The 11,772-nt window shown below is 68.7% G+C and carries 9 protein-coding genes; 5 read left to right on the forward strand and 4 right to left on the reverse strand.

Translation table 11 applies throughout. The features are described 5' to 3' along the window. Positions 1–66: 66 nt before the first annotated feature. From mtnN to ABYF38_RS04650, 4 genes are all read left to right on the forward strand, one after another. Positions 67–819, forward strand: coding sequence for a 5'-methylthioadenosine/S-adenosylhomocysteine nucleosidase (mtnN, locus tag ABYF38_RS04635; RefSeq protein ID WP_371151102.1), 753 nt, complete (start codon positions 67–69; stop codon positions 817–819). A gap of 1,522 nt (positions 820–2,341) precedes the next feature. Beyond that, complete coding sequence (locus ABYF38_RS04640) at positions 2,342–2,941, forward strand: hypothetical protein (protein WP_371151104.1); 600 nt, start codon at positions 2,342–2,344, stop codon at positions 2,939–2,941. Positions 2,942–3,434: 493 nt separating this feature from the next. Beyond that, on the forward strand, positions 3,435–4,670 hold the full coding sequence (locus ABYF38_RS04645; RefSeq protein ID WP_371151106.1) for an MFS transporter: 1,236 nt from the start codon (positions 3,435–3,437) through the stop codon (positions 4,668–4,670). A gap of 117 nt (positions 4,671–4,787) precedes the next feature. Continuing rightward, a complete protein-coding gene (locus tag ABYF38_RS04650) occupies positions 4,788–5,954 on the forward strand; it encodes a hypothetical protein (RefSeq protein WP_371151108.1) in 1,167 nt (388 codons plus the stop codon). Positions 5,955–6,048: 94 nt separating this feature from the next. Here the strand turns inward: ABYF38_RS04650 and ABYF38_RS04655 are convergent, their stop codons facing one another. Together ABYF38_RS04655 and modA are read right to left on the reverse strand one after the other, a co-directional pair. Continuing rightward, on the reverse strand, positions 6,049–8,118 hold the full coding sequence (locus tag ABYF38_RS04655) for an ABC transporter permease (RefSeq protein ID WP_371151110.1): 2,070 nt from the start codon (positions 8,116–8,118) through the stop codon (positions 6,049–6,051). Between the two features lie 98 nt (positions 8,119–8,216). Further along, positions 8,217–9,038: a molybdate ABC transporter substrate-binding protein gene (gene modA / locus ABYF38_RS04660; protein WP_371151112.1), complete on the reverse strand. Its 822-nt coding sequence runs from the start codon at positions 9,036–9,038 to the stop codon at positions 8,217–8,219. Between the two features lie 207 nt (positions 9,039–9,245). Here modA and ABYF38_RS04665 point away from each other — a divergent pair, with 207 nt between their 5' ends. After that, on the forward strand, positions 9,246–9,740 hold the full coding sequence (locus ABYF38_RS04665; protein WP_371151114.1) for a MogA/MoaB family molybdenum cofactor biosynthesis protein: 495 nt from the start codon (positions 9,246–9,248) through the stop codon (positions 9,738–9,740). A gap of 68 nt (positions 9,741–9,808) precedes the next feature. Here the strand turns inward: ABYF38_RS04665 and moaC are convergent, their stop codons facing one another. Together moaC and glp are read right to left on the reverse strand one after the other, a co-directional pair. Beyond that, positions 9,809–10,330 carry a cyclic pyranopterin monophosphate synthase MoaC gene (gene moaC / locus ABYF38_RS04670; RefSeq protein ID WP_371151116.1) on the reverse strand — a complete coding sequence of 174 codons (522 nt, stop codon included), beginning with the start codon at positions 10,328–10,330 and terminating at the stop codon, positions 9,809–9,811. Next, positions 10,308–11,711 carry a gephyrin-like molybdotransferase Glp gene (gene glp, locus ABYF38_RS04675; RefSeq protein ID WP_371151118.1) on the reverse strand — a complete coding sequence of 468 codons (1,404 nt, stop codon included), beginning with the start codon at positions 11,709–11,711 and terminating at the stop codon, positions 10,308–10,310. Before glp ends, moaC begins: the two co-directional genes overlap by 23 nt. Positions 11,712–11,772: the final 61 nt, after the last annotated feature.

Here is an 11,772-nt window from a genome sequence, read left to right on the forward strand (position 1 = left end):
GGACCCGGACCGGGCTCTGGGAGGGCCCGCACCGCGCCGTGACCGCTTTTGCACCAAGGAGTTTCGATGAGCGTTTCTCAGTTAGCCGCGCCTGCCGCGATCGTGGTGGTGGCAATGAGTGAGGAGGCCGCCCCGTTCCACGCGGCGGCCGAGGCCAGCACCGAGTTGCCGGTGCGCGTGCCCGCGCACGCGCTGACCGTGCAGGGCCGGAGCCTGTGGCTGGTGGAGTGCAACATCGGCATGGTGGCTGCGGCGAGCGCGCTCACCCAGGCGCTGGAGCTGCTGGCGGCCCGCCACCCGGGCGCGGCGGTGCCCGTGGTGAGCGCGGGCACGGCCGGGGGGCTGGGCGTGGAGGTGAACGTGCGCGACGTGTGCGTCTCCACCACCCTGGCCTACAGCGAGGCAGATGCGCGCATCTTTGGCTACGAGCTGGGGCAGGTGCCGCGCCAGCCGGCGCGTTTCGAGGCAGATGCCTCCCTGGTGGCTGCTGCGCGGCGGACTGCCCCTGCGGCGCAGGCCGGCCAGGAGCCGCCCGGCGCCGGGGTGCACTTTGGCTTGATGTTGACCGGCAATTCCTTCGTCACCGCAGCCACGGCCACCCAGGTGCGCCAGCTGTTCCCGGGCGCGGTGAGCGTGGACATGGAGTCGGTCGCACTGGCCCAGGTGGCACGCGACTACGGGTTGCCGTTCGTGTCCGTGCGGGGGGTTTCCGATCTCTGCGGCCCGGCGGCGGACCAGGAGTTCCACGTGGGGGTGGAGGTGGCGGCGGCGCGGTCCGCCGCCGCCGTACTGGCGCTGCTGGAGACCGCTGCGGCCTGAACCGGGTGCCACCCTCCCCGACCCGAACCGCCGGTCCGGGCAACCGCTCGGACCGCCACCCGGGCCGTACCGGGCCAGTGTTGCGCAAACGGTTGAGGGGTTAGTCGACCTATTGAGCCTTTGGTGCACCTCCCGAGGGGTTGGTGCACCAATTGAGGGGTTACCTGCTGGGGTAACTACTCGATAGGTCCACTAACCCCTCGACAGGTGCAACTAACCCCTCAATCGCTCGCGCACATGCACGCAACCGCAGCCGTGTGGGCACTGAGCGGACGGTCCTGACAGGCAACGTCATCCATGCCACAAGGTCGATCCACCCCGCCTTCGCGTAGTTGCTCCACACGTTTCTCCCCGCCACGATGCAGACTTCGTCCTTCTTAATTACCGGACGCGCGGCAATGATTTCGCTGGACCGATCGTTTTCCCTCATCCACTCGGAAAAATCCCTGTCGATCAGCTCTGCGAGTAGCTGAATCTGGGAGATCTGGAACATCACGTCTTGTCTTAACAGCGAATCGTGGTGAGCCACCCGATTCCGGAACTTGCGGATCCGGTCTACCAGGGAGCTCACCTGCTTCCGCTGACCATTCCCGTTGGGAAATACGTGATGCAACTTTGATCTCCAGAGCTCCTCCCGCTTTGACCCAAAAAATCCTGACCAGAACCCAAAGGACAATCCCGCGACAATCTGATCTCGCGTCTCCCTACCTTGTGGGCGGAGACGAATTCGGACGGCCTCAACCGCCTTCTCACTTTCACCATTCATGAATTCAGGCAGCAAGAACCAAGGAATTCCCCCAACCCGCTCCCGGGCCGCATCTCTCAAACACCTATCTACGGAGTGTCTCAAGAGAACTTCCAAATGGCTAATTTGCTCCAGAGCAGCCCCCGCCACTCTCGCGTTCCATAGATACAACTCAAGAGCTTTCGCTTGGTCTCCGTCAGTCTCACGCAAGTAGGGAGCAAGCCTCGGTGTTGGGAGGACGGATAGGACCCTCTCCACATCAAACGTGCCCACTTCCCTGCCCTCCAGACGTTCGCTTCACTCGAGTTGAACGCCCCGGATCCGCCTCTGCGTAGCGCATGCGGCCGGGGCTCCCCTTTTCCTACGGCGACCGCTGCGACCACAAACGAAGCCACTTCTGGCCAGTCAGCGAATCAAGTGGCTGTGGATTAGGTGGCAGACCGGGAGTTCCACGTGGGGGTGGATGTGGCTGCGGCGCGATCCGCCACCGCCGTGCTGGCGCTGCTGGAAACTGCGGCGGTCTGAACCGAGCCTGCACCCGAACCCCGGAAGGCTGGAGCCCCCACGCCCCGGCTGGCACCGGCGCAATCGCCTATCCGCAAACTTGCGTGGCGCTTCTACGGCCGGAGCTCCAGCGAAAGGTTGCGCTCAGCACCTACCTCCAACCCTGCGCAGCGCCCCTATTTTGTGAGACCTGCATTACACTTGGGGTAGTTTCCCGCTCCACCATCCCGCCTTTGGACTTCGCCGGACCACGCACTAGAGAAAGGAATGGTCATGCGAAAGACGAGCCTACTGTTTGGAGTGTGCGCGCTGGTTTTGTGCGTGCCGCTGGGACTGACTGGCTGCAGCGACAAGGTGGACAAGCCGGCCACTGCCGGGGCGTCGGCCCCCGCCGAGGCCACCACGTCCAGCGAGACCGCCGAGCCAGCCTGGGACGGCAAGGGCGACTTCGTCTGGTTCAAAGCCGAGATCCCAGGCGGGTTCGAGCTGTACCCCTACAACGGGGATTCGTGCATGGAGGCCTGGTTCAAGACCGAGGACGACCGGACGATTGCCCCCTCCTTCGAGTCCCACACGACCGCCCAGAAGGAGTTGGACCGCAATCTGGGCCTCTTTGACGACCGCACGGCGGGTGAGGACGTTCAGTTCGCCGGTCGCACCTGGAAGGTGGAGCTGTTCGAGTGGAATGACAAGCCCAGCGTCACCTTCTACACCGACGTCGAGGGCGGCGCGGTTGAGGTCACCGGTTTCGAGTTGGCGCCCGACGACCCCGACCTGCTTACGTTCATGAACTCCCTGGAGTTCCCCGACGACGTGGGTGCCGCTGCCGAGGCGGCTTGGGACACGCTCTCTGCGGACGTCAGGTACCGCTGAGCCCAACACCGGCTCCGGCCACTATGTCGAAACCTGCCCAAAGCGACACGGCTGCGGGCAGGTTTCGGCGCTGTGGGCCACGCCCCACGGCTCAGCTCCCCCGCAAGACATACGGCTCAGCGCTCACGCGCGGCCCGACGGCAACCGATGAGTTCCAGGTTGGCGGTGAGCATCGCGGCGGCTTGCTGAGCCCCTACCAGGAGGCACTCACCAGCGCCAGCCGCACACCCATACTCCACGCCTCAATAATTTGCTGGCATACACCCTTGAAAAGGGCCCATTGGAGACGGTCAGGCGCACCCCAGGCAAATCCCCGCCGCCGCACTCCCCCGCCGCCAAGGAAAACGATCCAGAACGGCCCAACCCGTGCAAAATACTTTCCGCTGCGACTAGTCTGTGAACTGCTTCTCTCTATCTCCCCGTAGCTGGAAGGTCACCCGTGGAAACAAAAGCTGTCCATCGAGAGGCGCCAGGTGCATACCGCGTCCTCACAATGTCTACGATCTCCTTCACCCTCATGTTTGCGGTGTGGCTCATGTTCGGCATTCTTGGCAAGCCAATCGCCAAGGAGTTCGGTCTGAACGACGTCCAGCTGAGCTGGATCGCTGCGGTGGCCGTGCTGAACGGCTCCATGTGGCGCCTGCCTGCGGGCATCCTGGCCGACCGCTACGGCGGCAAGATCGTCACCACGGTGATGATGGCCGTAGGCGCGGTGGCTTCACTAGCGGTTTCCTTCGCTGACAGCTACGCGATGCTCCTGGTTTTGGCCTTCTGCGTCGGCATCGTCGGTAATTCCTTCTCCGCCGGTATCGCCTGGAACTCGGCCTGGTTCACCCAGCACCGCAAAGGCCTGGCGCTGGGCATCTTCGGCGCCGGCAACGTAGGCGCCTCGGTCACCAAGATCATCGGCCCGACCATCATCGCGGCCACCACGGGCACCGTGGTCATGGGGTTCCTGCCCGGCGGCTGGCGCCTCATTCCTATCGTTTACGCCATCCTGCTGGTGATCGTCGGCGTGTTGCAGTGGGTCATCACGCCCACCCCGGACCGCAAGCCGGGCGCCACGGCCAAGATGTCGGTGATGCTGGAGCCCCTGAAGGACATCCGCGTGTGGCGCTTCAGCCTCTACTACGTCATCGTCTTTGGTGCCTACGTGGCCTACTCGGCGATCCTGCCCACCTACTACCAGGACGTTTTCAAGACTGACCTGAGCACGGCGGCGCTGCTGACCACCAGCTTCATCTTCCCGGCCTCCCTGCTGCGCCCGCTGGGCGGCTGGATGTCGGACAAGTGGGGCGCCCGCGCCACCATGTACCTGACGTTCGTGCCGATCGGCGCGCTCTTCACGGTGCTGTCCATCCCCAGCGGCGTGGACGACAACAACAATGCCTACGGCCTGCCGCTCTGGCTGGTGGTGCTGCTGGTGTTCCTGGTGGGCTGCCTGATGGGTATCGGCAAGGCCGCCGTCTACAAGCACATTCCCACCTACTTCCCGCACCACGTGGGTAGCGTCGGCGGCCTGGTTGGCATGCTGGGTGGCCTGGGTGGCTTCTTCCTGCCCCCGATGTTTGCCTACATCAAGCAGTGGACCGGGATCGTCTCCACGCCGTTCGTCGTGATGACGCTGATCACCGGCGTGACGCTGATCTGGATGCACCTGGTCATCCGCAAGATGAAGCAGCAGGCACCGACTGCGGACCACATCGACGTCCCCAGCACCGCCCGATAGGGCAAGATTGCTGCAGTAACGCGGCGCGGGGTAACGGCACGGTTACCCCGCCCTGCTCCAACCCGCCCCAGCCTTGCGTCAACGCGGCGCAGTCCGTTTCTACCCCTGGAGGTTTCCGTGGCCGCTAATGGAGCCGCGTTCGGCCTGAACTATCCCGAACCGCTCAACGAGTTCCCGCCCGACTTCTACGAGGCGCACCCGCACGCGCTGCCTCCCACTGAGGTGGTGGGATTGCCGGTGGCTCGCACGGACCTGGTGCAGATGCTCGGGAACACCTCCCTGGCCGGGGAGCGGGGGCTGATCGACGCGGTGCGGGCCGCGAAGCTGAACGAGATCGTGCAGATGGACGACGACATCGCGGCGCGCGTCACCGAAAAGGTGCGCAACGTGCTGGCGGTCATCGGGGAGGGCCTGCCGACTGACGAGGAGGGTTTCCTAACGGGTGAGTCGTACATCGCCCTGGGGTCTGCAGTCGGCCTTACCCCGAGCCCGGAGGTCTTGGACCGTCTGCGGGATCCGGATTTCTTTGCGGATGAGTTCCTGCTCGCCGACGGCCTGGAGAGCATGGCGGCCATGTGGGCGGACGACGTTGCCACCGACGCCGCCGCCTGCGACGCCGACGCCGACACCGCCGAGGGGAGCGTTGACGCGGATTCCGCGACGCGCACTGCCGCCCAGGCCTCTGTCCTGATCACCACCGGCGAGGTGATCACAGTGGCCCTGCGTAACCTGGACCTGGCCGATTTCGTTGACGGCCGCCTGGTCCTGACCGCTGCGGCCCGCGTCTGCGCCAAGGACCCGTTCCGCCTTGCCCACCAGATCGCCACGCACCTGCCGATTTCCCTGAACGAGTTCGAGCACGAGGCCTCCCTGCTCGTGTTGCTGGACATGGCGCGCTCCCCCCGCCTCACCGACCTGCAGGCGGAGCTGGACGCGCCGTGGGACGCGCTGCCGGACGAGCCCGACGACGCCGCCGTGGCGGAGGTGCTCCACTTCCGCGAAGCGACCATGGGCAAGCTGATGGCCGCCAAGCTGGAGCGCCTGAGCGAGATGATGGAGGGCCTGGACTGGGAGTTCGACGAGGATTCTCCCGTCAGCGCCGAGGACGTCCTGGAGGCCGCCACCCCCACCCTGGCCAGCCTGGAGACCCTTGGCCTGACCGGTCAGACCGCGCTCGGGGACGAGGACCTGCTCGAGGTCTCGGTCACCGATGACTTCCGCTCGTTCCTGGCCTACACGCTGCGCGGCGGACCCGGTTTCATCGAGCCTGGCCCGCGATTCTAGGCCCCCGCAGCTCTGGCTCCGCGCGCCCTGGCCAACGCAGGCCTAGGGCCCAGAGCGCTGGCCGCCCGAGGCGTGATGATCCCCGCCGACACCGCTAGTCGGCGCTCCTAGCGGGGAGGTGGATGGCGCGCACCTGGGTGGCCTTGACCTGCGCCTCGACGCGCTGCCCGGTGGCCAGCCCCAGCTCGGCCCACGCCGCTGCGGTGACGCGGGCGCGGATGAGTTGGCCGTCCGGGACGCGCAGCGTGGTCGTGGCCAGGCCCGCCTGAATCTCGACCGCCTCGATGGTGGCCGGGATGGCGGTGCGGGGCGAGCCGTGGGCGGCGGTGGGGAATAGGGCCACGGACTCCGGCGCGAACAGCATGGCCATCGGGACGCCGCCGTCCGCCGGGCCGCCGCCCGGCAGGTCGCCGGACGCCGCGCGCGCCTCTCCCGTCTCGGCGGCCGCCACGAGCCGGGCGGGCCCCACCTGGATTCCCCAAAGGCCGTCCTGGTCCGGGCGCGCCAGGCCCTGGATCACGTTGAGGCCGGCCAGGCGGGCACCGAAGGCGGAGCCGGGCCGGGCCATGATCTTGGCGGTCTGGCCCTCCTCGGCCACCCTGCCGCTGTCGAGCACCACTAGGTGGGAGGCCAGCTGCATGGCCTCGGCGAGGTCGTGGGTGATCAGCAGGGTGGTGGTGCGCGAGCGGGCCAGACGCTGCACCACGATGCGGCTGACGAGCGCGGTGGCCTCCACATCCAGGGAGGCGGTGGGCTCGTCCAATATCAACAGTCGGGGTTCTAGGGCCAGCGCCCTGGCCAGCGCCACGCGGGCGGCCTGCCCCCCGGAGAGCTCATCGCCCCTACTGCGCGCCAGGCCCGCGCAGCCCACCAACCGCAGCTGCTCCATTGCCACTGCGCGGGCGCGGGCGCGCGGATAACCCTGGCAACGCAGCGGAAAGGCCACGTTGTCTAGCACGGTCATATGCCCAAATACCTTGGGATCCTGGCTGAGCATCGCCACCCCGCGATTGCGGGCGGGCACGAACGTGTGCGGGCCGTCCACCATCTGCTCGCCGATGCGAGCCTCGCCGGTGTCCAGCGCTAGGCGACCGGAAAGGACCTCTGCAAGAGTGGACTTGCCGGCCCCGTTGTGACCCATGATGGCGCTGACCTGCCCTGCCGGCAGGCGCAGGTCAATCTCCCAGCCGCGCTGAGCGATCTTGCCGTTGACGAGGACACCGGCCGGCTCTCCCACACCTTTAACCTCTCCCCCTGGGTTCGCCTGCCCCTGCGGCGCGCCCCGACCGGGGCCGGGTAGGACTTCACCGTCGCCGGCTGTTTCGCCTTCTCTATCTGCCTGCGCGTCCGCGCCGTTTGTACGACGTCGCCGCCCCGGCCACTCCGTTACCGCCACCACCGCGATGGCCATCAAAACAAGCAGCATGCCTAGGGCGAGGGCAGCGTCCTGGCCGTCCTCACGGGCCAGGTATATCTCGATGGGCATGGTGCGGGTGACTCCCTGGCGGGAGCCCGCGAAGGTGAGGGTGGCGCCGAACTCTCCCAGGCAGCGGGCAAGGGCCAGGGCGGTCCCGCGCGCCAGGCCGGGCAGGACCATGGGCAGCGTGATCTTGCGCAGCACCCGGGTGGGGCTGGCCCCCAGGGAGGCGGCGGTTTCCTCCAGTCCGCGCGGGCGGGCCCGGAGCGCGGCCTCCAACGTGACCACCAGGAAGGGCAGGGATACGAACACCTGGGCCAGGACAACGGCGGTGGTGGTGAAGGTAACCCCCAGGCCAATGGAGTCCAGGAATCCGCCGATCAGCCCCTTGCGCCCGAAGGCGGAGAGCAGCGCCATTCCGGCCACGACCGGTGGAAGTGCTAGCGGGAGGGCGACCGCGATGCGCACAGCCCGCACCCCCTTAAATCCCTTGGCCAGCCAGACCGCCAGCGGGATTCCCAGGATTAGGTCTATTCCCACAGCGAGCGCACTGGTGCGCAGCGAGAGCCAGAGGGCGTCCTGGGAGGAGTTGGCGGATAGATGCTGAGGGAGCTGCGCCCAGGGGACGCGGCTGGCCATGAGCAGCATCGGTACGACCATGAACGCCAGGCCCAGCAGGGCCAGCAGGCTAACCCAGCCGGGCAGTGGGGAGGCGTCTGGGGTGCGCCTGCGCAGACCGATCAGCACCTTTTAGTTCCTTCCTTTGGTTTGCGGGCGGCGGGCGTACCTGACTTGTCGGCGGTGCAGGGTGGCGCGCTGCCCGCTACCCCGCACCGGCACCGGCGTTACTTGCCGGGACCGAATCCCGCGTTGCTCAGGATGGACTGGCCCTGGTCGGATAGGACCAGCTCCACCCACTTCTTGGCGAGCTCGGGGTTGGGGGCATTCTTAACCACGGCGATCGGGTAGGTATTGGTGGCCTGCTCGGTGCCCACGATCGGGACCTCGTCGGTGCGGTCCTTTTCTGCGTTGGCGTCGGTGCGGTAGACGATGCCCGCGTCCGCCTCACCGGAGGCAACCTTGCCGCGCACGTCGGTGACCTTCTGCTCCTCGGACACCGGGGTCAGACTGACGCCGAGCGCCTCGGTCAGCTTCTTGGTGGCCTTGCCGCAGGGGACCTCGGGGGCGCAGATGACTAGCTTCTTGCCGTCCAGGGAGGCGTCCAGTCCGCTCACAGCGGCCGAGTTGCCGTCGGGGACGATCAGGGTGAGCACGTTGGTGGCGAAGGCAGCGGGCTCCTCTACCAGATCGGCACTCTGGGCCTTTTCCATCGTGGAGGTGTTGGCGGTGGCCAGCACGTCGGCTGGCGCGCCCGCCTCGAGGGCCGCGACGAGGTCCTGGGAGCCCTGCAGGTCCAGCACCACGTCCACGCCCGGGTTGGCCTCCTCGAAGATCGCCTCCATCTCGGTGAAGGTCTCCTTCAGGGAGGCGGCGGCGAACACCGTCAAGGTGGCGTCCTGTACCTCGGCGGGCGCCGCCTGGGTGGCGGCCTGGCTCTCGGCCGGCGCGGCCGATTCCTTGGCGGGGGTCTGACCGGAGGACGAGCAGCCCGCCAGCGCGAGTGCTGCGACTACGGCGCCGAGTGCGGCGAGGGAACGATACTTCATGATGCCTCCAAATAGAGCGGACTCGGCCAGTGTAAATTGGGGTCCATCCCGCCGGAAAGCGATTGGAGGCCGTTTTCCACCCCCAATTTCCCCCTTTAACAGGGGTGCCGCCCGCTTATATGGCTTCCGGGGGGCTCCTCGCCGCTCCCCTACCTGCCACCCGCCCCTCCTCCGCCCACTAGGCTCGGCGGTGGAAGGAGAAACGCCATGACCATCGCGGCCCACGTCATCACCGTCTCGGACCGCTGCTCGCGCGGCGAGGCTACCGACCTCTCCGGCCCCCTGGCGGCGAAGCTGCTGGCCGAGTACGGCGTGGAGGCCAGGCAGGTCGACGTCGTACCGGACGACCAGGCCCAGATCCAGGCCGCCATTGGCCGCGCCATCGCCGCAGGCGCCCGCCTGGTGTTCACCACCGGCGGCACCGGCGTCTCCCCCCGGGACGTCACCCCGGAGGCCACCGCGCCGCTCCTGGCCGCCCGCTTGGACGGCGTCGCGGACGCGATCCGGCGCCGGGGCGAACAGCACGCCCCCATGGCCTGCCTGAGCAGGGGCCTGGTGGGCATAACCTCGCGCGGGCCGCAGGCCGCGCTGGTGGTCAACGCACCGGGCTCGCGCGGCGGCGTCTCAGACGCCGTCGAGGTGGTCGGCCCGCTCATTTCCCACGTCATCGACCAACTAAACGGGGGCGACCACCCGCGCTAGCCGGCCCGCCGACGCAACCGCGACCGGACCCGCAGGCGCACCCACTAGCCGGCCCGCAGGCGCAGCCGCTAACCGGCCTGTGGCCGCACCCAATCGCCGCTGCGCCCACCGGACTTTGCCACGATCTTCGCCTCACGGATGGCGGCGGACTTGTCCACCCCCTTGACCATGTCCACCACGGTCAGGGCCGCCACGGTCACCGCTGTGAGAGCCTCCATCTCCACCCCGGTGCGGTCGGCGGTGCGCACGGTGGCGGTGATGGCCACGTGGTCGGGCTCCAGCGCCAGGTCCACCTCGCAGCCGTGCACCCCGATCACGTGGGCCAGCGGCAGCAGCTCCGGGGTGCGCTTGGCCGCCTGGATCCCGGCGATGCGGGCCACCGCCAGCACGTCGCCCTTGGGCACCGTCCCGCCACGCAGCGCCCCCATCACCGTCTCGGAGACCACCACCTGCGCCACCGCCGTGGCGCTGCGCACGGTGGGGTGCTTGGCTGTCACGTCCACCATGTAGGCCGCGCCGTCCGCGCGCAGGTGGGTCAGGCAGAGGGCGGGGGCGGCCCGGTCGGGGCTAGGCAGGGTGGGGGCGGTCATCGCTGTCCTTTTCTTCGTAGTCTGCGGGATGCTGGGCGGGCTGGGCGCTCCACCCCACCGGGATTATTTCAAGCCGGTCGCCCGCGCTCACGCCGCGCTGGCCGCGCGGCGCTGCGGCAGCGCCGGCCAGCCCCGCTCCCTCGAGCTCGCCAGCGCGCCGCACTCCTGCCTCACCGGCGGGCCCAGCCGGGCGGGGCGGCACCACGGCGATGGCGTCGGCCAGCGGCAGCGCCGTGACCAGGTGGGAGCGCGAGCCGAGCTCGTGCACGGGCACCACCAGCGGCACTCCGCTCGGCGCGCTGCCCACCAGGCGCACGGGAATCAACTGCACCTTGCCGGCGGGCGCGGCCCAGTCGGCCCCCGCCACCGCCGCCACCGTGCGGGGAGGCAGCACGGTGCGCGCCTCGCCGCGCAGGCAGCCGATCACCCCGCGCACGTAGGCGTAGAAGCTCACGTACACACTGACGGGGTTGCCCGGCAGGCAGATCACCGGCACGTTCCTGCCCCCCGGGAGGGCGACGTGCCCGCAGCCCTGCGGTCCGCCCGGCTGCTGCGCCACGTGGTGGAAGACGGCGCCGCCGGCCAGCGTCTGGCGCACCACCTCGAACGCGCCGGCAGATATCCCGCCGGCGGTGACCACCAGGTCCAGCTCGGGGCAGGCGGCCAGGGCCCGGCGCAGCTCGGCCGGGTCGTCGCCGCACACGATGCTGGCCACCACCTGCGCGCCGGCCTCCTCCACCAGTCCGCGCATGAGCAGCGAGTTAGAGTCCGGGATCTGGCCGTGGCCAAGGGGCTGGCCCGGTGGGCGCAGCTCGCTGCCCGTGGCGACCACGGCCACGCGCGGGCGCGGGTGGACCAGCAGCTCGCCGTAGCCCACGCTCACCGCCGCAGAGATGCCCACCGGGTCCAGTACGTTGCCGCGCCGCAGCACCGTGGCGCCCACGCCCACCACCTCGCCCTGCAGGCGCACGTTCGCGCGCGCAGGCGCGCCGGCCTCGATGGTCACCGCCTCCGGGGCGGGCCCCAGGCCGCCGTGGTCGGTCAGCTCCACCTTCACCACGGTGTCCGCCCCCGCCGGCACGGGCGCGCCGGTCATGATCCGCACCGCGCTGCCCGGCGGCAGGCTCACCTCCTCGGTGGCGCCGGCCGGGACGTCGCCCACCACGGGCAGGCGCGTGGGGGCCGCCCTAGCCAGGTCGCTGGCCCTGAGCGCGAAACCGTCCATCGCGGAGTTCGTGAAGGGCGGCACCGGCACGCGCGCCTCGACGTTCTGGGCCAGCACCAGCCCCCGGCAGTCGGCCACGGGCAGGACCTGCGGCGCTAGCGGCGCAACCAAATCGGCCAGCAGGGCGCGGTGCTGGTCAACACTCAACGAAGCCATGCCCAATTTTCCCACGCCGGCCGGGCAAAAGGGCGGCCGCACCCAGGGGGTTAAAGGCGGC

Origin of the sequence: Buchananella sp. 14KM1171 (assembly GCF_041380365.1) — a bacterium.
Taxonomy (GTDB): Bacteria; Actinomycetota; Actinomycetes; order Actinomycetales; family Actinomycetaceae; genus Buchananella; species Buchananella felis.